The following is an 18,809-nucleotide window of genomic DNA, read 5'->3' on the forward strand; positions in this document are numbered from 1 at the left end:
TATACTTCAAGCGAGATCATGTGAAATATCACCTTAACAGCAAATCAGCCGTTTTCTGTCTGGTCCTCATTCTGACTGGCTTCAGCAGGTTGTCTTCCGTCCAGGCGCTGGAACTGACTCTGGAACCGCCGGGAGATCGGGAATTTGTACGCGATCTCGCCGGCATGCTCGATGAGCCGACCACAAAAAAGATCAAAGAGCTTTGCGATAAGCTGCTCACAGACAAAGCGACCCCGATCATTGTGGTTACGATCGATTCGATGGCCGAGTACGGCGGTGCGGACATGCGGATTGAGACCTTCGCCACGATCCTCTTTAATCAATGGCAGATCGGACATGCCAAGCTCGGAGATCAGGACTGGAATACCGGTATCCTGCTGCTCGTGTCCAAAAATGATCGCAAGGCCCGCATCGAACTGGGAGCTGGCTGGGGACGTCGTGAAGACGAACAATGCCGACAGATCATGGATGAATACATCATTCCCCATTTCAAACAGGGGCAGTTTGACCAGGGAATCCTCGTAGGGGTCGAAGCACTCGATAAAATGGCACGAAAACTGGAACTGCCCACTAAACCGGTTTCTCCCTGGACCTACGTCATTATGGCAGTAGCCGCTGGTCTGGTCATTTTTACGGTCGTCTCCCTTATCCGTCGTGGCTCCAGTGGCTGGGCCTGGCTGTTCTGGGGAGTCGTCTTTGCGGTCATTGGCACCATTCTATACCAGATGCTCAATAACAGAGGAGGTGGTGGCGGAGGCTTTGGTGGTGGTTCCTTCGGCGGTGGTTTCTCCGGTGGCGGGGGCGCGACGGGCTCATGGTAATTCCCGACCACTCATTCCCATACATGCTCCAGCCTTAAGAAAAGATTCAATTCATGCAAAGCGCATTTAACTATTTAAATGAAGAACAACAGCAACAGGTGGAGCAGGCCGTCGTCGATGCGGAACAGCAGACATCCTGTGAAATCGTACCCGTCATCGCAACATCCTCAGGAAGGTACGACCGACCGGAAGATGTCGTCGGGCTCTGGTTGACCATCATCACTGCACTTTGTCTCTGGTTTTTCTTCCCCCGCAACGGCGGTCAGGCAGGAGACTGGGGCGGCATGCCCGTGATCGTTGAACTGTTTCTGGCTGCGATTCTGCTTGCCCTCGCATTCATTCTGGGAGCAATCGCCGGAAGTCGGATTGGCTGGCTCAGACGACTTTTCACTCCCCGTCTTCAGATGCAGGATGAAGTCGCCGCGCGTGCCCGGGAAATCTTTTTCGATAAACGGATTCACCATACCGAAGGGGGCACGGGCATCCTGATCTACATCTCCCTGTTCGAGCATATGGCAGTCGCACTGGCTGACCAGTCCGTCATTGATAAACTCGGACAACCTTTCCTCGATCAAATCTGCCGGAAACTCACCACGGGACTGCATGCTGGAAACCCAACGACCACACTCTGTGAAATAATCCTGGAAATCGGCAGCCAGGCTTCTACACCTCTTCCCCGTGCCTCAGACGATCAGAATGAGCTACATGACGCCCTGGTTCTGATTGATTGAGTCAAGCAGTCAGTTAATCACCATCAAGGTTTCCTGAGTTGAATTCTTTTAACAGCCATAACGGGAGATTCTTTCAAATTGCCAACTGTTGGCGCCCATTGAGAAATGCTATAATAAATGGTGAGGACGGACAGCCTGCACCAGGAATGCTGTAGAATCATTCTTAATTGTCTGTCAATGATTCCTGAATCGTGAACCGGGAAAATCGAATCAATAAAAGGACCGCATCATGACCAATCGCAATCGAATGGATGAACTGATCGAAGCTCTGGAGCAACAGAAAGACGAACTTGCCTTGAAAATTCATCTGGGTAAACAGGAAGCGAAAGATGAATGGAGGCAAGTCACAGATCGGCTGGATAAATTAAAAGACGATTATCGGCCCGTCAAAGACGCCATGAAGGAATCTGCCGGTAGCGTGACTGATGCCCTGTTCAACGTGGGAAAAGAGATCCAGGCTAGTTTTCAGCGGATTCGCAAATCGCTCTGAATCGATTCCTGAAATATCTACTTATGGATGACCCAGTGATTTCAACCAGAGGGAATTCAGACGCAGCCCCTTGACCCCCTCAGGCTGAGTTGCCCGTACTGACAGAAACTGTTTCCCCTGTTTGAGGTCGAGAGTCCCGACGTCCGTTTTCAGAAATACATTCTGGCTCGTACTCATCGGCAGTTCATAATCAAGCTTCTGGTCCCCCACGGCTATCTGCAACTGTCCCGGTGCCGGAGGCTCTGCCCGATAGCCATAACTCAACTCCACTTCGTAGCGGCCTGGTTTCTGTACATCCAACTGCCAGGTGGCAGTGTCGGAATTCGTTTTCCAGTTGTCGATTGTATCCCAGTCATAGCCGTCAAATGAGTACTCCAGATCGTCCCCCTTCAAAAGGGCCCAACTCGGTTGTAGTTCCACTTCCGGCTCCTGCTCGTCTCCTACGGGAATGGCCGCCGGCTCATAAACCTGGCCCGCCGTCACATCCTGAAACCAGCGCAGGAACTCACCGCGTAATTCACTGACCTTCTCCGGGTATTGATCAGCCACATTTTTTTTCTCACCCGGATCCTCTTGCAGATCATAGAGCTGCCCCTGAGGCTCACCCTCTTTTTTCTTCTTTCCCTGCGGATCATGTCCCACCAGCTTGAAGCGTGGACCATGAATTGCCCAGCGATGATACGGGTTAGGCGTGTAACGGTCCCAGGTATGATATAAATATTGATGAGGTGATTTTCCGCCCCCCTGCTCCATCAATGACAGGATCGATTCTCCATCCAGCTTCACATTACTGGGGACCGGCACCCCCGCCAGCTGACAGAACGTGGGAAACAGATCGGTCTGTGCCACCATGGCATCGGTTGTTTTTCCCGCCGGGAAATGGTCGGTCCAGCGGACAACAAACGGGACGCGGGTTCCCCCTTCATAGGCACTCGCTTTACTCCCTTTGAGTCCGGCTTTGAAGCCCCGACTCACACCACCATTATCGCTGGTGAAGATGACCACCGTTTCCTGATCCAGCTTCAGATCGTGTACGGTCTGCAGCAATCGACTGAGATTCTGATCGATGCGTTCTATCATGGCATAGATCCGGGCTTCCCGCAGTGGCAGCCCTTTCGCCAGGTATTTTTCAATCAGTTTGTCCCCTTCGGGTTGACCGAAATGGGATGTATCGAGCAGAAACGGAGAATGCGGTGCATTGTAAGCCAGATAACAGAAAAAAGGCTGCTGCTGATTTCGCTGGATGAAATCAATGGCGGCATCCGTAAACAGATCGGTCACATAACCCCGCGTCTCCACGGGAGTCCCGTTGACGACCACCTGATCCGGGTTGGTATAGCGTTCAATGTGTCCATGATAATGTCCAAAGAAATGGTCGAACCCGCGACGCTGCGGCTGATACTGCGCGTAACGCCCCAGATGCCATTTGCCGAACAGTCCCGTTTTATAACCCGCTTTCTGCAGGACCTGCGCGATCGTCGTTTCATTCGGACCGAGTGTGTCTCCGCCAAAGCGGGTATTGTACAGACCGGTTCGCAGATAATGCCTGCCCGTCATCAACCCGGCCCGGGTCGGCGCACAAACCATGTTGGCATAGAACCGCGTAAAGGTGACTCCTTCGGCTGCCAGCTTTTTAATCGTCGGAGTTTTGATCTTGGGGTTACCGGATATCTCCGTATCCCAATACCCCTGATCGTCGGTCATGACCAGAATAATATTCGGCTGCCGGGATTTTTCTTTCGCATGAAGCGACTGGCTGTCCAGACTAAGCAGACTGGAAACAAGTAGGAGAATCATACTCAGAAGAATACGTCGCGGGTTCATAAGTCAGATTACCTTCGCAGAGTCATTCTTAAGGTTTCACTATTCAGACAGAGGATTCACAACAAAAGATCGCATCCTCTAACGAGTTCGCAGATAGATTAAGTAGCCGCCAACAGCACCATGAAGCAACAGGACGAGTCCGGCACACCAGGTTTTTCCCTTAAGGGACTCAGGCCAGACGAATACGATTCCGGCTAACAAAGTGACCGTAAAGATTAAGGCTTCCCACTGAATCAAGACTGCGTCTGGCGATGCCATAAATGTAATCATGATGAACAATGCATAAATCAGGTCATTGCTGGAGACGCCGCGAACGAGAAAAGAATAGAGAACAAAACAAATCTCTGGGACCCAGACAGCGAGCACGTATAATGAAGGTAATACGATGGCCTGTAAGCCCCGATTATGATATTCGAGCTTGTTGGTTTCGATGGTCAGATTTTCGGACATGAGCAGTCCCTCCTCATCGAAATCATATTCGCTAATCGAACTGTTCACCAGTTCTCTCTTATTTATTTATCTGAATTAAGCCTGCTTCAGGCAATTTTCCAGATATTCACGGGAGCGATTAATCTCCGCGGTTACCTGTTCTGCTGTCGGCTGAATGGGAATGCCGCGCGGTACCGGGTGCATGAAGATTTCCGTCCGTCCCTGGTAATTGATCTTCTTCAGCGCCGCCAGCAGAGGCACGAAGTCTAAATCCCCCCGTCCGGGTAACTGCAGCAGCTCCTGTTCTTTCGGAAGTTTTCTGGTACAGCCCATGCCATGCTGCCAGGCCTGGAAGTGCAGCAGTCGATCATCCAGGTCGGTAATCAGCTTACCGATCATTTCGGGGTCCTGTTCCAGGTGATAAGGAGCGAGTGCCATACCGAAATTCTTCGCCGGCAGCATTTCCATCAGCCAGCGTTGTGTGTCTGGATCGTTGATCAGTCCGCCGCCATGATTTTCCAGACCGATCATCACCCCTTTTTCTTCGGCAGCAGCGATGTGCGGTTTGAGTTTTTCGGCGAACGCTTTGATCCCCGCTTTCAGCTCGGCCCCTTTTAATCCTCTGGGGCCACCGCTGTTGCAGATCACCATGTCTCCACCCAGCTGACTGACCAGATCCATTTCGCCCCGCATGTTAAACAGGCCGTATTTAAAACAGGTGAAGCTCCCCAGCTTGACATTATACTTATCGAGCAGTTGCTTTGTTTTTTCGACACCCAGTTCGTCAATCTGTTCGCGCTGATTACCGTGACGCTTTGCCCAGATCTCAATATATTCGGCTCCCGTTTTGGGAGTTTCCTGCAGAATCGTTTCTAATGGCAGTGTGCCATACATGCAGGACGCGACAATATAGTTCAGTTGGAAAGGCTTCTGTGAAGCTTCCGTTCCGGCTCCCAGTGCCGTTCCCAGTAAACCCGCCGAGCAGGCGGTTCCCAGAAGCTGTTTATTAAAATCGCGTCGACTGAGCTGAGCGTTCATGATTCGGAATCTTTCTGTTGCTGATAAATCAGTTGCTGCTTAAGAAACGACCTTTTCCCCATCCTGCAGAAAGGGAACCACCAGATGTTTGGGTTGTTGAGTTTCGGGATCGATAATCGGCTCGGGAGAATACTGAGTCACGTAGGCCCGCCGCATTTTGTCGGTCGTATTTGCACCACTGCGGTGAAACGTCAACGAGCTGAACACGGCCAGGCTGCCTGCGGGAACGACTGCGGTCACCCCCGGTTCTTTGCCGAAGTATCCGGTTTTGTCGCCGGTTTCGGGATCGCGAATGTGTTCCACCAGCGAACGAATGCCGACCGTGGAATAAGGCAGTACGTCGACCGTCCCGTTTTCCAGTGTCATGTCATCGACGGCGGCCCAGACGGTCACGTAAGGCCGATGCAGGAACCCAAGGTAGCCGGAGTCCTGATGCCAGGAAAACTTGATTCCTTTTTCCGCCGCTTTCACGACATATTGATCGTAGAACAGGTACGATGTATCCCCGATCGTGGCTTGACAGATCTCTGCCATCAGATCGCTGAATACGTACTCTTCCAGTCGGGGCGCCTGGTCATATTTCTTCGCGATATGATAGCGTTTACCCCGATGGCTGATGTGAATATGATCGGTACCCAGTCGATCCATTTCCTGATGCATCAGATCAATCAGATGATCACAGGCGTCGCGAACAATCTGCAGATGTTCTTCACAGATAGCCCGTTCCAGAATGAAGTAACCCTCTTCCTGAAACTGTCTTTTATGTTCTTCGGTAATGATCCCGGTCGAGACAGTCATCGTTTCTCCTGAATTCAAAAGAAATGGTTAAGCAATCACGATCAATAGAAGTCAAAGAACGTTATGTGTCCTTAATCTCATAACCGGCGCGCTGTTCGCGTTTGAGCCATGTATTGGCTTCGGCATCACCGACGAACTGCTCCTGTTGAGGATCCCAGGTCAGTTTGCGTCCCAGACGCTGTGAGATATTCCCAATGTGGCAGACCGTCACCGAGCGATGCTGATTCTGCACACTGGAAATCGGTGTGGCACGCGTCTCGATGCAGTCGAAGAAGTTCCCCATGTGATTCACAATCGCATCCAGTTTGCCCATGCGAGGCGGTCGCGAAAGATTATCATGGGCATAAACATTGAACGATTCGCGAGGCAAGGGATTCTTTGCCAGATCTTCAACGGGTTTACCGGCAATCGTACCCCGGTTGACAAAGATGCGTCCCTCGTCTCCTTCAAACATGACTCCGGTGCGTCCGGTATCATTGACTTCCAGAATCACGCCATTGGCATAACGGGCTTTCAGATGATAATCGAGGGCCACATTATAGCCGTTCTCGACATTCGGGAATGTCGCCGTTCCTTCGATATCGACGGGACCGGTTTCCTGCATGCCGGCCCCCCACTGGGCGATATCAATATGATGGGCGCCCCAGTCGGTCATCTGTCCCCCCGAATACTCATACCACCAGCGGAACGTGTAATGACAGCGTTCCTTGATATAGGGGACTTCGGGTGTCTGCCCCTGCCACAGATCCCAGTTCAAGACGGAAGGAACCGGCTCAGTTTTGAACGGGCCTCCAGTTTTGTTTTTACTGAGCGTGACAGTTACTTTCTTCAAATCACCAATCCGGCCATCCTTGATCATTTCGACGGCCTGACGAAAACGGTGATCGCTTCTCTGCCAGGTACCGACTTGAACGACGGCCTTGGTCTCAGCAACGACCTTGTTGATGATTTTTCCTTCATCGACTGTCAACGTTAATGGTTTTTCACAGTAGACATCCTTGCCGGCACGACAGGCATCAATCAGCATTTTGGTATGCCAGTGGTCGGGGGCACCAATCGTGACGACATCGATGTCCGCCTTTTCCAGCATCTCCCGATAATCTTCGAACAAGGTCGCTTTGCCGCCGAACTGCTTGCGGGCCTTCTCTGCAATTTCCCGGTCCACGTCGGCGATCGCCACGATGTCGCCATACTGCTGGGCTTTGTCCGCAATGACCGAACCCTGGTACCGCATGCCGATCGAACCGATTTTCAACCGTTCATTCGGATTGCGGGCCTTTTCTGCAGCACGAGCCGTATTCACAAAAACTCCCGGCGCCAGACAGGCCAGGGGCAGCCCGGCAGCCGCTGTTTTAACAAACGTTCGACGAGATAGTTTTTGTGAAGTCATCGCAGTCTCCTCTGATGATCGAGTGATTTCAAATTTAATGATCAGTACTGATTTCGTGCCTCATCCAGCATCTTCATCCAGGGGCCGATGTATTGACCATGATCATGATACGTACGCCCACTAACCATGTTCCCGTCAATCACACAGGCTTCATTCACGAAAATGCCGCCACAGACTTCCAGATCAAACTGGCATTTGGGAACGGTCGCCATACGACGCCCTTTCACGCAACCGGCGCGTGCTGGAATTTCTACGCCATGACATACTGAAGCAATGGGTTTATTCATCTCAAAGAAGTGTTGAGTGATGCGGATCAGGTCTTCATCATCGCGAATGTACTCAGGAGCACGGCCGCCACTGAAAAAGATGCCCAGGTACTCTTCTTCTTTGATATCTTTGAAAGCAATATCTGCCTGAATCGTATAGCCTTCCCACTCCTTGGTAATCGTCCATCCCGGTTTCACTTCGTGGAGGACCATCTGATACAATCGTTTTTCCGGTGCAGCAACGACGGGCTCGTATCCCCCTTCAATCAGTCGATAGTAGGGATAAAGTGTGTCGACAGTCTCAGTTGCATCACCAACGATGATTAACACTTTATTCATTCAAAACATTCCTTCTACGTTAAATTCAAGCATTGAATTGAATTCCATTCTACTGAGGAATCCAGACCGGTCATTACGGAATCTCATAAACATTATCAGGTTTTGCGTAGATTATAACACCTGAAAATGCAGAAAGTCTCTGATTTCAGGCTTTTCCCGGGCAACAGGAGTATGCATGTGATCAATGCATCTGCGAACGGAACTCGCCGGGAGTTTCACCCACTTTTTCTTTGAACAGCGTGCTGAAGTGCTGCGTGTGGCGAAAACCTATACGTTGCGTGATCTGGGAGAGTGATAAATCGGTCGAAGCCAGCAGTTCCTTGGCCCGTTCTATCTGCGTCCGGATGATCTCCGCCTTGGGAGACCTGCCAATCGCCGATTTCATCTGGCGTTCCAATGCAGTCCGGGACATGGGAACCGCTTTCAGAATATCGGTAACTTGAATTCCCTTGCAGGCATTTTCGCGAATAAACCGTAGCGCCAGCGCCAGTTCAGGATCATCCACGGCCACCACATCGGAGGACTGACGCGTGACAATTCCCAGCGGTTTAAGCAGATAGGGCTCTTCGGGAACTGAGCCTCCTTTCATGATGCGGCTCAGCAGCGCCGCTGCTTCATAACCAATACGCGTCGAGTTGTAAGCCACACTCGACAAAGGCGGCCGCGCCATCATGCATAGAATATCATCATTTTCAGCTCCGACGACGGCAACTTCATCAGGAACAGATATTCCGGCGCGATCACAGGCATCCAGCAGCCAGAACCCCAGCAGGTCGGTGCATGCCATGACGCCTGCCGGCTTGGGAAGTCCACTTACCCATTTCACCATTTTTTCCTGATGTTTTTCCCATTCACGCGGCACTTCAGAATCATCGGGAGAAGAAAAGACACTCACTTCATAACCGGCGTTATTGATGGTCTGGATGTAGTTCTCGCAGCGTTGTTCGAAATAAACTTCGCAACCGATTTCATAGACGCCGAAGTGACGGATTCCCCGTTCCAGAAAATGTTCCGCCACCATGCGACCCATCGCACGATTATCAATCCCCAGGAAGGGAAAGGAATGTTTAAGTTTGGTCGAACGCAGTTCTAATGCTGGAATCCCCGACTTCGTGATCGCGTCCGCCATTTCCTGGCTGGTCGTCCGGCAGAGTATGCCATCCCCTTTCCAGCGGGAGATCCATTCGGGAACCTGTGAATCGAGTGACCGAGGCATCAGGAAAACCGACCATTCTTCCTTTTCGGCAATAAACTGACGAATGCCATTAAGCAAACCCCGTCCGTGAGAGCGGGACGTTTCGATCAATAAGGCCACATGTGGTATGCTGGATTTCGCCATGATGGTTGAATCAATCGTGTTGTTATCACTATGTGGAATGCGGCGCGAGGCGTTTTTCAATTTTTAATTGTAATCTTTTACAGCAAGTCTGATTTCTGTTCAATCAAGATCGAAACAGATAGACGGACTTCGTACAATACTCTTCATGAACTTTATTTACACCATGACAGACAAGACTTGACCGTGAAAGGCTTTCGTGGACTATCAGATCAAACAGGCACACGCCCAGGATTTTCTGGAAATTGCAGCACTGGATCGAATCGCATGGCCGATCGAACCGGACACATTTATCCCCGATGGCGAACATGCCTGGAGGCTCTGGTGCGAATACGCGACCGTCTTAATCGCGATTTCTTACCGGAAAGAGAGTCCACAGACACTCGCCGGTGCCCTGTTGATGTTTCCGACGAATACTGACGAAATTTTTCTGCATAAAATCATGGTGCATGCCGATTTTCGCGGACAGGGAATCGGCTCTGCTTTGATGAAACAGGCGCTGCAGCGAGCTGATCAAGTTGTATTACTGACTGTGAACCCCGAGAATACACCGGCGGTGAAGCTGTATGAAAGCTTTGGCTTTCAAATCAGAAAAATAATCGAAGGCTATTATCGCCCCCATGAACATCGGCTGTTAATGGAATTCAAACCTTCTACGTAAAATAAATGGACTGTTTATGAATCAGACAGAGCGGGTACTCATACTGGGAGCAGGTATCAACGGCGTCGCCATTGCCCGTGAACTGCTGTTGAACGGGATTCCGGTCTGCATGATCGACCAGGGAGATCTCTCTCAGGGAGCAACTTCCAAATCCTCCCGTCTGGTTCATGGCGGCCTGCGCTACCTGGAATATGGTGATTTTTCGCTGGTGAAAGAATCGGTACATGAACGCGGTATCCTGCTGGATCTGGCACCGCATTTTGTGAAACCGCTGAGGTTCGCGATTCCGCTGGCCCATCGCGCCACGGGTGTCATGTCCTCCGGCCTGCGTTTTCTCAGTGGGTTTCGGGTACCGGGAGCGCACTGGCTCAACAACCAGTTCTCCTTCTCTTCTGAGCGGGGTATGTATCTCGTCGACATGGGACTGTCCATGTACGACTGGTTCGCCTCGAAAGGAAACCTCCCCCGCCATTCAGTTCACAATGTGGGAGAACCGGGATTACCCGATATCAATCAAGAGAAATTCCGCTGGCTCGCCTGCTATTCCGACGCGCAAATGCGATTTCCCGAGCGTTTCGTCGTCGCGTTATTACATGACTGTCAGAAAATTGCCCGGCAGAAAGGCCTCGAATTTGAACTCTTCACCTATCATCAGCTTTCATTGAAAAACAGAAACGCCCAACTGACTTCTCTGCAGAACCCCAATTTAAATCACGAACTGTTTGCTCCTAAAGTCATCATCAACGCTTCCGGAGCCTGTGGAGACCTCACGCTCCAGCAGGTTGACGTTGCCTCTCCCCGTCTGATGGGAGGCACCAAAGGCAGTCACATCATCACCTTCAATCAGAGTCTAAGGGATGCTTTGGGCGAACAGGCGATTTACTCCGAAGCCAGTGATGGCCGACTCGTTTTCATTCTCCCGTTTGGAGATTGTACCCTGATTGGCACAACCGATGTCCGCGTCGAAGGAAATCCGCTTGATGTCACTGCCAGTCCTGAAGAACTGGAGTACCTCGTCGGCATGGTCAACATGGTCTTCCCGCAGGTAAAGCTGACAAATGACGATATCAACCTGCACTACAGCGGCGTGCGGCCTCTGCCTTATCAACCGGAAGGCAAAGCCGCTTCCATTTCGCGCGATCACTCAATTAAAGAACGCGAAGGCCCTTCTGGCTGGATCGTCACTCTCGTAGGGGGAAAACTGACTTCGTGGCGTGCCTTTGCAGAAAACGTCACCGGTCGCATCCTGAAAAAACTGGGGAAGAGCTATCACTCCGAATCAAAAACCCGTCTGATCCCCGGTGCAGAGCATTACCCGCAAACCGCAGATATTCTCAAAGCGGAACAGGATCGACTCGCTGAAAAGTATCAACTTTCGCAGGCAAGCATCCAGGCCCTCTGGACACTCCAGGGAACCATGATTGAAGAAATCCTGGATTCCCTCCCCGACTTTTCCACAGACCTGCTCCCCGGAACGAATATTCCCCGCCAGTACGTACTCTGGACGATCAATCACGAATGGGTCGAGACCATCGGCGATCTCGTCGAACGTCGCCTGATGCTGATCTTCGAAGAAACGTTACAAGCCGCGACTCTTCAGGCACTCGCAGAATGTCTGGTTGAAACAGGCAAACTGGAGGCAGCACAGATTCCTGCGACACTCGAAATCTATCAGGCACACCTCACAAAGTTTTACGGCAAAAGGGTCCACTAACGCTCCCCCAGCCGGCCCTATGTACCTCTCTCTGCCTCGGCAGGAAGTAACTTTTCACGTTTGGGGTCATCAGGCAACTCCAGAACTGTTTCAGATCATGCGTAGATAAACATCCCGCATCTTTCCCGGCAGTTTTTCACAACGCGGGTATCAGTCAAGCTGTGTGTCACGAACAATGCGGAACGCTCCGCGGGACGGTGTCTCCGGCACGCCATGCCCGCGGACATAAGAAGTCAGCTGAGCCACCGGTTGCTGGAACCCCCCTCCCCGCCGGACACGTTCTCGCCCTTGCGCGGGTCCCGTCGGATTCTCAACAGGGGAATCAGAATAGTAACCGGGACTGTAATAATCCTGGCACCATTCCCATTCATTCCCGTAGATGTCATACAGGCCAAAGGCATTGGGGCGTTTCTGTTTGACAGGATAAACCCGCCCGCCGGAATTATTCAGGAACCAGGCATACTGATCCATCTGGTCAGATTGCTCACCAAAAAACCAGGGTGTCTCGGTTCCGGCCCGGCACGCATATTCCCACTCTGCTTCTGTAGGCAGACGATAGCGATCTCCCGTTTTATCGGAAAGCCAGTCACAGAATGCGGTCGCATCATTCCAGCTGATACTGACCGCCGGTGCCTGATCCTGAACCGGTAAGTCACCCAGATTTTTCCAGGAGTAGTCCATCGTCTTTACCCAGTTGCCACCAGTCATCCCATAACCGCCACTCCGCTCTGCATCGGTCTGATAATTCGTCGCGTTGACAAATTCACGAAACTGCTCGTTCGTGACTTCTGTTGAACTCATGTAATATGGTCGGGTGAGACTCACCGGATGCAGTGGGGCGTCCGATTCTGCTGATGTCCCCATCCGATCACCCATCTGAAACGTTCCGGGGGGAATCAACATCAGTTCCAGTTTGACTTTTGTTCCTCCCGCACCGATGGGAACTTCCACCTTAACCGGCAGTTTCATCCTGGCAGCATACGTCTGCTGCAGGGGAGCGACTGTCGCACCATTCAGATTTATTGTCGACGAGTCTGCTGCCACATCACTGTCGGCAACCGAACGTTCCGTCATCTTCGGTTTCCAGGAAAAAGCAACGATCAGTATCACAGTGGTGACAGCCAGCCCTCCCCACAACAGTCCGCGTTTAGGGAGAGCAGCAGAGTTTGCCATTTGCTGCTCGCTGGTACTTGCCAGCATGGTCAACTCGGGGACAACGGGAGCGGGTTGGACTTCGGTCGGCGCACTTGCCCAGTTGGCATCGGTCACCTGCGATTGAGAACTCTCATCCAGTGAAATTACCGTAGTCTGCCCTTCATAGTCCGTAGAGAATTTTTCCAGATCAGAAATCAGTGCGGTTACAGACTGGTAGCGATCATCGGGAGACTTTGCCAGCATCTTTTCGAAAATCGCATTGAATCCGGATGGAACCTGAGGGAGCCGCTCTGACAGTCGGGGAATCGGTTCTTCCCGGTGCGCCAGAATTCGTTCGACGGTGGTTTCTCCCGGATAGACGGGCTGGGCGGTCAACAGAAAGTAGAACGTACACCCCAGACTGTAAATATCAGACCGATGATCTGCCAGCTTCGTATTCCGCGCCTGCTCGGGAGCCATGTAGTCAATGGTTCCCATAAAAAACTGACTGGAAGTTAATTCAGGCTGCGTCTCCCCGCCCAGGATGACATCATCGGGCTGCTGCAGCCGTGCCAGTCCCATATCCAGGATTTTCAGATCCCCCTGATCATCGACCAGGATATTAGCCGGTTTAACATCGCGGTGAATCACTCCCTGACGGTGGGCATACTCCAGCCCCCGTGCGACCTGCATGATACAGTTCAAGGCATCAGAAAAGTCGAGCGGTCCGGAATCACGGACCATCTGCGTCAGACTTTCTCCATCGATATATTCGCAGATCAGGTAATTAATTCCCCGATCTTCTCCCGCATCGTATGCCGTCACGATGTGAGGATGTGAAAGCCGCGCAGCCGTCTGTACTTCGCGTTCAAAACGTTTCAGCCGATCAGGAACATGCTGCAGATCAGTCCGAATGACTTTCAAGGCAACAATGCGTTTCATCCGGCGGTGCAGCGCCTTGTAAACGGTTCCCATTCCTCCGGAGCCAATCGGTTCCAGAATCAGGTAATCAGCTATCAACAACCGTCGCTCGTCTTGGGACAACAACACATCTGACTGGTAATTCGTAATTTTTCCGGACTGCACCAGTAATTCTGTCAGCCCCTCAGACGTCTGACAGTCTTGACCGGCTGCAGACGCTTCCTGAAGTTTCGTCAATTCTTCCTGCGAGAGAATGCCCTCTTTCACAATCCGCTGTTGACACTGCTCCAGCAGGACGGGCTCTGGCAGGCTTTGTTGTTTGTGGTCAGCAGAAATGCCTGTAGCGGTCAGCAGTTCAGTCTGTGTCGTTTTCAGAGAGGAAGCCAGCCAGGTCGGATCGAGTCCGGGATACAGCTCCAGGTATTCATTAGCATCGGGAGATTCACCCAACTGGCAACGATGCTCCATTTCCAGAGGAATTAATTCTCTGAGAATCACATCCCGGTATTCAACCGCGATATGTTCCAGGTAGTCATCAATTGAAGGGAGTTCCCCCAGCCTCAATTGTGACTCGTACCGATCACACAGCTGGTTAATTCGCAGCATCAGGTCTGAAGGCAGCTGTTCGAAACCAGTTTCATTTCGCGATTTCACAAATTGCAATCCTCTTGCCACAGACGGGTAATCAACTGGAGTTTTCGTTCAACGGTTCGGCGGGCGCAACCTTGATTCTGCGCAATTTCAGTTGTAGTTTCCCCTTCCATTTTGGCCAATGCAACCTGTCTTAAGGCTGAATCACCTGTTTTGTCTAATAAATTCAATAGCCGTTCCAGTTCTTCTGCCATCTGAACGGCAAATTCGGGAGAGGGTTGCTGCTGGATAATCTCTTCAAAATCAACTCGCATGGACGTTTGCTTCTTACTCGTCCCAGCTGCGTCATTTTGTCCACTTCCGCCCCGCTTCTGTCTGTTTTCCAGCCGAATCAGGTCGATTGATTTATGTGATGTGATTGCCACCAGCAGCGGCCATAAATTTTGCCGATCGGTGACCTGTGAGAAGCGGCCATTCTGAGCCCCAATACAGAAACTTTTAAAAGCGCTCAGCGCCACATCCTCTTCATCCGCCATCGTCCGTGGTGCACCTCGTAATTTCTGCCGCGCGACTTCCACCATCTCCAGAAAATACGATTCCCACAACCTCTGCGCAGCCTGAGCGTCTCCTGATTTCAACTGATCGATCCACTGTGTGACGGTTTCTTCAATCACAGACATTGAGACATGCTTTCATGAATGGCTTTTCTGAATTTCAGCATACCAGTATATCGTAGAGTACGGGCATTCAACAGCTTCCACCTCATTTCAGACAAAGTATCTTTTTTCGCGTAATTTTTGTCGCATCTTCACAATCTTTGACGAATTCACTCCAATAACAGTCCGAACAGACTGAAAAGCATTGAACTGCGTACATCATCCGTCGACTTCCAGGAAAAGAGATCATGTTCCATTTTCACGTACTTCAATTCCGAGCCTGTCTTTTCTTTTACGTATCACTCGCAGTCAGCTTGCTGATGATCGCTGATGTTACTGCACAGCAAACCGGTAACCCGCGAGACGACCTCAAAGGATTGAGTGATGACTTTGATGACGCCTCTACTTTGAAACAGTGGTCTCGGATTTATCAGACAGAACAGAGCCATGCCGACCAGCTCGAGAAATTTGATATCGCCAAAACCAAACCGGGCTGGATGGTCATGGTCCCCTACAGCAGTACCTGGTACATGGACTATCGGGGAGTTCTGGTCTACAAAGAAGTCAAAGGAGATTTTGTAGTCACATCCAGTATCCGCGTCGCGCGACGGGATGGCGATGGCGCACCGCGCAGTAATTATTCACTGGCAGGCCTCATGATCCGTACTCCCCGCGATGTCACTCCGCAAACGTGGAAACCAGGTGGCGAGAATTATATCTTCCTCTCTCTTGGCGCTGCGAATCGACCAGGCTCTTTTCAGTTTGAAGTCAAGACCACGGTCAACAGTCGATCGACGCTCGCAGTCACCGACGCAGGAACGCCAGCCGCGATGATACAGATTGCTCGGATTGGCAATGACTTCATCCTGCTGAAAAAAACACCGGAAGGAAACTGGAATATCCATCAGCGATATCGTCGCACTGATATGCCTGAGCAGTTGCAGGTGGGGCTCACGGTTTATACAGACTACTCAACAGCCTCGCGTCTGAAACCTCCGCAGCAGAATAACCAGGTCATCCGCAACGGTCGCCCCGATCTGGTGGCTGGATTTGACTATGTTCATTTTCAGCGCCCTGTTGTGCCTGCTTCTTTTAAGGGAAAATCGTTCTCGAACCAGGCCGAAGTCTCTGATACGCAGCTTTTGGAATTTCTGGGTAAGCATGCCCAATAATTAAGAACATTATTTAACAGTTCGCTCCAGCATTTCGCACGACCGCCTGTTTGCAATTGATTCGATAGAGGGTTTATAATCTCATCAGACGTTAATTTCGGATCAAATCCGTTTTAAGACGAGTGAGATGTACACTCAATAAATCACACTCAACGAAATCAATGGCAGGAGTCTGTGAGAATGCGCTACCCGGCTAAAACCCTTTCTGTATTCGCAGTGCTTGCGATCACACTGTTCCCGGTCCCGCACGCGGCCGCTTCACAGCCAGTCGAAGGTGTTCTGGTGGAAGCAGAGAGTTTCGATCAGCATGGTGGCTGGAAACTGGACACGCAGTTTATCAATATCATGGGATCTCCCTATCTGTTGGCGCATGGACTGGGCCAGCCGGTGGCAGACGCAGAAACAACCGTCTCGTTTCCTTCAACAGGAACATACCGCGTTCTGGTTCGCACAAAAGACTGGGTTGCTCCCTGGCAGGCCAAGGGAGCACCAGGTCGCTTCCAACTGGCCATTGATGGCAAACCATTAGATGAGACATTCGGAACGAAGAGTGCCAAATGGTTCTGGCACGATGGCGGCACCGTGGAGATCACCAAACCGGAAGTCAAACTGACGCTCCACGACCTGACAGGCTTTGAAGGCCGCTGTGACGCAATACTGTTTACCAAAGATCTTAACTATCAGCCCCCCAACGATCTGTCCCCCATGGATCAGTGGCGCAAAGACATGCTCGGCCTGCCCGCTCAGCCGGAAAAAACAAAGAAATATGATCTGGTGGTGGTCGGTGGTGGATATTCCGGCATGGGAGCCGCGATCTCTGCGGCCCGCATGGGATGTTCGGTCGCGTTGATTCAGGATCGCCCTGTACTGGGTGGAAACGGGAGTTCGGAAGTCCGTGTCTGGGCACAGGGGCTGGTACGACGCGGAAAATATCCTCATATCGGCGAGATTATCGCAGAATTTGCCGATTCGGCTGCTGCCTCTCCCGGCACTTATGAAGAGTACGGCGACAAATTGAAAGAGGATGTAGTCCGCGCCGAAAAAAACATTGATCTGTTCCTCAATACGCGTGCTTATGAGGTGAATAAAGAGGGAGAATCCATCCAGAGCGTCACCGCCTTCAATACCAGAACCAGCAAACGGACGGAATTTCTTGGTTCCCTCTTCGCGGACTGCACCGGGCATGGTGAAATCGGATATTTAGCCGGCGCCGATTATTACACACATGAAAAAGGGCACATGGGCATGAGCAACATGTGGACCTGGAAAGAAGCCGATACAGAAAAATCATTCCCGGATGTCAGCTGGGCGCTCAACCTGAATATGGAAGACTTCCCCTACCCCAAGCGCTTTCACGGTGAATGGTTCTGGGAGAGCGGCTTTGATAAAGATCCGATCAAAGACCTCGAATCGATGCGGGACTGGAATTTCCGTGCCGTCTATGGTGCCTGGAATGCCATAAAAAACAAAGGTGGTAAAGACAAACATGCCAACGCGGAATTAACCTGGATGGCCTTCATAGGTGGACCACGCGAATCTCGTATGCTCCGCGGCGACGTAATTCTGCGTAAAAAAGACATTGTGAATAAAATCGCCTTTCCGGATGGCTGCGTCCCCAGCACCTGGTCCATCGATTTACACTACCCCAAAAAGCAATACATGCAGAAGTACCCGGAAGACCCTTTCATCTCGCAGGCTGTGTTTGACAGTCGCGTCGACCGCAGGTTCGGTTATCCGGTTCCCTATCGATGTTTTTACTCTCGGAATATCCCAAACCTGTTCATGGCCGGGCGCTGCATCAGTGTGACACATGAGGCACTCGGAACGGTACGCGTCATGAAAACAGGGGGCATGATGGGCGAAGTCGTCGGTAAAGCGGCAGCAGTCTGTACCGAAAAAGACTGCAGTCCCCGCGAAGTTTATACAGACTACTATCAGGACCTCGAAAAACTGATGGCCCGCAAAGGTGTTGAACGCCGCGATACCATCGATGGAGAGTTTTATATCTCGAAAGACTCTAAAGAACTGCCTCCCGTCATCGATGCCTATATCGATCCGACTACACTTCCCGGGCTTGTCATCGATGACGAAAGCAACAATGTGCAGTTCGTCGGGACATGGACAAAAGGCGAAGGTCTGAAAGGTTTTGTCGGCAATCACTATGTCTATCATGGCAAAGGTAAAAAAGCCGAGATCCACTTCAAATTCCAGGTGGAAAAAACCGGAAAATACGAAGTGCGTCTTTCTTACGGACATCATGAAAACCGCGCGACGAATACCCCGGTCACAATTCACTCACCCCAGGATTCAAAAACGGTAAAGATCAATCAGAGAATCAAACCCCCTTTGAAGAATGGCTTTATTTCTCTAGGCACCTTTAAATTCGAGAAAGGTCAGCAGATTGAAGTTGTCATGTCCAATGAGGGTGTGGACGGGAATGTACACGCCGATGCGATCCAGGTCCTGCCTGCTGACTGACCTCGCCCCCCTGTATTCAG

Annotated in this window: 16 protein-coding genes; 7 read left to right on the forward strand and 9 right to left on the reverse strand. The window is 51.3% G+C overall.

Annotated features, from left to right (window positions below; all coding sequences use genetic code 11):
• Positions 1 to 20 precede the first annotated feature (20 nt).
• The 3 genes from GmarT_RS17205 (at position 21) to GmarT_RS17215 (ending at position 2,042) form a co-directional block, all read left to right on the forward strand.
• The gene (locus GmarT_RS17205) at positions 21 to 821 is read left to right on the forward strand and encodes a TPM domain-containing protein (RefSeq protein ID WP_149303008.1); all 801 of its coding nucleotides are present in this window, start codon (positions 21 to 23) and stop codon (positions 819 to 821) included.
• Between the two features lie 53 nt (positions 822 to 874).
• Positions 875 to 1,552, forward strand: a complete 678-nt coding sequence (locus GmarT_RS17210) for a TPM domain-containing protein (protein WP_002645161.1) — start codon at positions 875 to 877, stop codon at positions 1,550 to 1,552.
• A gap of 229 nt (positions 1,553 to 1,781) precedes the next feature.
• Positions 1,782 to 2,042, forward strand: coding sequence for a hypothetical protein (locus tag GmarT_RS17215; RefSeq protein WP_002645160.1), 261 nt, complete (start codon positions 1,782 to 1,784; stop codon positions 2,040 to 2,042).
• A gap of 21 nt (positions 2,043 to 2,063) precedes the next feature.
• On the opposite strand, the gene GmarT_RS17220 is transcribed toward GmarT_RS17215, so the two are convergent.
• The 7 genes from GmarT_RS17220 to GmarT_RS17250 all read right to left on the reverse strand — a co-directional run bounded on the left by GmarT_RS17220 (position 2,064) and on the right by GmarT_RS17250 (position 9,525).
• Positions 2,064 to 3,866: an arylsulfatase gene (locus GmarT_RS17220; RefSeq protein ID WP_002645159.1), complete on the reverse strand. Its 1,803-nt coding sequence runs from the start codon at positions 3,864 to 3,866 to the stop codon at positions 2,064 to 2,066.
• 78 nt (positions 3,867 to 3,944) lie between these two features.
• Positions 3,945 to 4,316, reverse strand: a complete 372-nt coding sequence (locus GmarT_RS17225; RefSeq protein ID WP_149303010.1) for a hypothetical protein — start codon at positions 4,314 to 4,316, stop codon at positions 3,945 to 3,947.
• Between the two features lie 75 nt (positions 4,317 to 4,391).
• The gene (locus GmarT_RS17230; protein ID WP_002645157.1) at positions 4,392 to 5,333 is read right to left on the reverse strand and encodes a sugar phosphate isomerase/epimerase family protein; all 942 of its coding nucleotides are present in this window, start codon (positions 5,331 to 5,333) and stop codon (positions 4,392 to 4,394) included.
• A gap of 39 nt (positions 5,334 to 5,372) precedes the next feature.
• Positions 5,373 to 6,131: a phytanoyl-CoA dioxygenase family protein gene (locus GmarT_RS17235; RefSeq protein WP_002645156.1), complete on the reverse strand. Its 759-nt coding sequence runs from the start codon at positions 6,129 to 6,131 to the stop codon at positions 5,373 to 5,375.
• A 61-nt stretch (positions 6,132 to 6,192) separates the two neighbouring features.
• Positions 6,193 to 7,521, reverse strand: coding sequence for a Gfo/Idh/MocA family protein (locus GmarT_RS17240; protein ID WP_002645155.1), 1,329 nt, complete (start codon positions 7,519 to 7,521; stop codon positions 6,193 to 6,195).
• A gap of 41 nt (positions 7,522 to 7,562) precedes the next feature.
• Entirely contained in the window at positions 7,563 to 8,126 is a 564-nt protein-coding gene (locus GmarT_RS17245) for a DJ-1/PfpI family protein (protein WP_002645154.1), read from the reverse strand.
• A 181-nt stretch (positions 8,127 to 8,307) separates the two neighbouring features.
• Positions 8,308 to 9,525 carry a XylR family transcriptional regulator gene (locus tag GmarT_RS17250; RefSeq protein ID WP_002645153.1) on the reverse strand — a complete coding sequence of 406 codons (1,218 nt, stop codon included), beginning with the start codon at positions 9,523 to 9,525 and terminating at the stop codon, positions 8,308 to 8,310.
• A gap of 136 nt (positions 9,526 to 9,661) precedes the next feature.
• On the opposite strand from GmarT_RS17250, the gene GmarT_RS17255 reads away from it, so the two are divergent.
• Together GmarT_RS17255 and GmarT_RS17260 are read left to right on the forward strand one after the other, a co-directional pair.
• The gene (locus tag GmarT_RS17255; protein ID WP_002645152.1) at positions 9,662 to 10,123 is read left to right on the forward strand and encodes a GNAT family N-acetyltransferase; all 462 of its coding nucleotides are present in this window, start codon (positions 9,662 to 9,664) and stop codon (positions 10,121 to 10,123) included.
• A gap of 16 nt (positions 10,124 to 10,139) precedes the next feature.
• Positions 10,140 to 11,837 carry a glycerol-3-phosphate dehydrogenase/oxidase gene (locus tag GmarT_RS17260; RefSeq protein ID WP_002645151.1) on the forward strand — a complete coding sequence of 566 codons (1,698 nt, stop codon included), beginning with the start codon at positions 10,140 to 10,142 and terminating at the stop codon, positions 11,835 to 11,837.
• A gap of 150 nt (positions 11,838 to 11,987) precedes the next feature.
• Here GmarT_RS17260 and GmarT_RS17265 read toward each other — a convergent pair whose 3' ends face one another.
• On the reverse strand, positions 11,988 to 14,546 hold the full coding sequence (locus tag GmarT_RS17265) for a bifunctional serine/threonine-protein kinase/formylglycine-generating enzyme family protein (protein ID WP_002645150.1): 2,559 nt from the start codon (positions 14,544 to 14,546) through the stop codon (positions 11,988 to 11,990).
• Positions 14,543 to 15,163, reverse strand: coding sequence for an ECF-type sigma factor (locus GmarT_RS17270; protein ID WP_149303012.1), 621 nt, complete (start codon positions 15,161 to 15,163; stop codon positions 14,543 to 14,545). The genes GmarT_RS17265 and GmarT_RS17270 overlap by 4 nt, the downstream gene beginning before the upstream one ends.
• Positions 15,164 to 15,387: 224 nt before the next feature.
• Between GmarT_RS17270 and GmarT_RS17275 the strand changes: the two genes are divergently transcribed.
• Together GmarT_RS17275 and GmarT_RS30295 are read left to right on the forward strand one after the other, a co-directional pair.
• Positions 15,388 to 16,311: a hypothetical protein gene (locus GmarT_RS17275; RefSeq protein ID WP_002645147.1), complete on the forward strand. Its 924-nt coding sequence runs from the start codon at positions 15,388 to 15,390 to the stop codon at positions 16,309 to 16,311.
• A gap of 180 nt (positions 16,312 to 16,491) precedes the next feature.
• Positions 16,492 to 18,789 (forward strand): FAD-dependent oxidoreductase, encoded by a 2,298-nt coding sequence (locus GmarT_RS30295; protein WP_002645146.1) that lies wholly within the window; start codon positions 16,492 to 16,494, stop codon positions 18,787 to 18,789.
• Positions 18,790 to 18,809: the final 20 nt, after the last annotated feature.

This window comes from Gimesia maris (genome assembly GCF_008298035.1).
GTDB classification, from domain to species: Bacteria; Planctomycetota; Planctomycetia; order Planctomycetales; family Planctomycetaceae; genus Gimesia; species Gimesia maris.

Bases quoted from the DNA above. Each gene is read 5' to 3' on its own strand.
- GmarT_RS17245 (WP_002645154.1), bottom strand. From the start codon at position 8,126: ATGAATAAAGTGTTAATCATCGTTGGTGATGCAACTGAGACTGTCGAC.
- GmarT_RS17210 (WP_002645161.1), top strand. From the start codon at position 875: ATGCAAAGCGCATTTAACTATTTAAATGAAGAACAACAGCAACAGGTG.
- GmarT_RS17270 (WP_149303012.1), bottom strand. From the start codon at position 15,163: ATGTCTGTGATTGAAGAAACCGTCACACAGTGGATCGATCAGTTGAAA.
- GmarT_RS30295 (WP_002645146.1), top strand. From the start codon at position 16,492: ATGCGCTACCCGGCTAAAACCCTTTCTGTATTCGCAGTGCTTGCGATC.
- GmarT_RS17260 (WP_002645151.1), top strand. From the start codon at position 10,140: ATGAATCAGACAGAGCGGGTACTCATACTGGGAGCAGGTATCAACGGC.
- GmarT_RS17225 (WP_149303010.1), bottom strand. From the start codon at position 4,316: ATGTCCGAAAATCTGACCATCGAAACCAACAAGCTCGAATATCATAAT.
- GmarT_RS17235 (WP_002645156.1), bottom strand. From the start codon at position 6,131: ATGACTGTCTCGACCGGGATCATTACCGAAGAACATAAAAGACAGTTT.
- GmarT_RS17220 (WP_002645159.1), bottom strand. From the start codon at position 3,866: ATGAACCCGCGACGTATTCTTCTGAGTATGATTCTCCTACTTGTTTCC.
- GmarT_RS17230 (WP_002645157.1), bottom strand. From the start codon at position 5,333: ATGAACGCTCAGCTCAGTCGACGCGATTTTAATAAACAGCTTCTGGGA.
- GmarT_RS17240 (WP_002645155.1), bottom strand. From the start codon at position 7,521: ATGACTTCACAAAAACTATCTCGTCGAACGTTTGTTAAAACAGCGGCT.
- GmarT_RS17215 (WP_002645160.1), top strand. From the start codon at position 1,782: ATGACCAATCGCAATCGAATGGATGAACTGATCGAAGCTCTGGAGCAA.
- GmarT_RS17275 (WP_002645147.1), top strand. From the start codon at position 15,388: ATGTTCCATTTTCACGTACTTCAATTCCGAGCCTGTCTTTTCTTTTAC.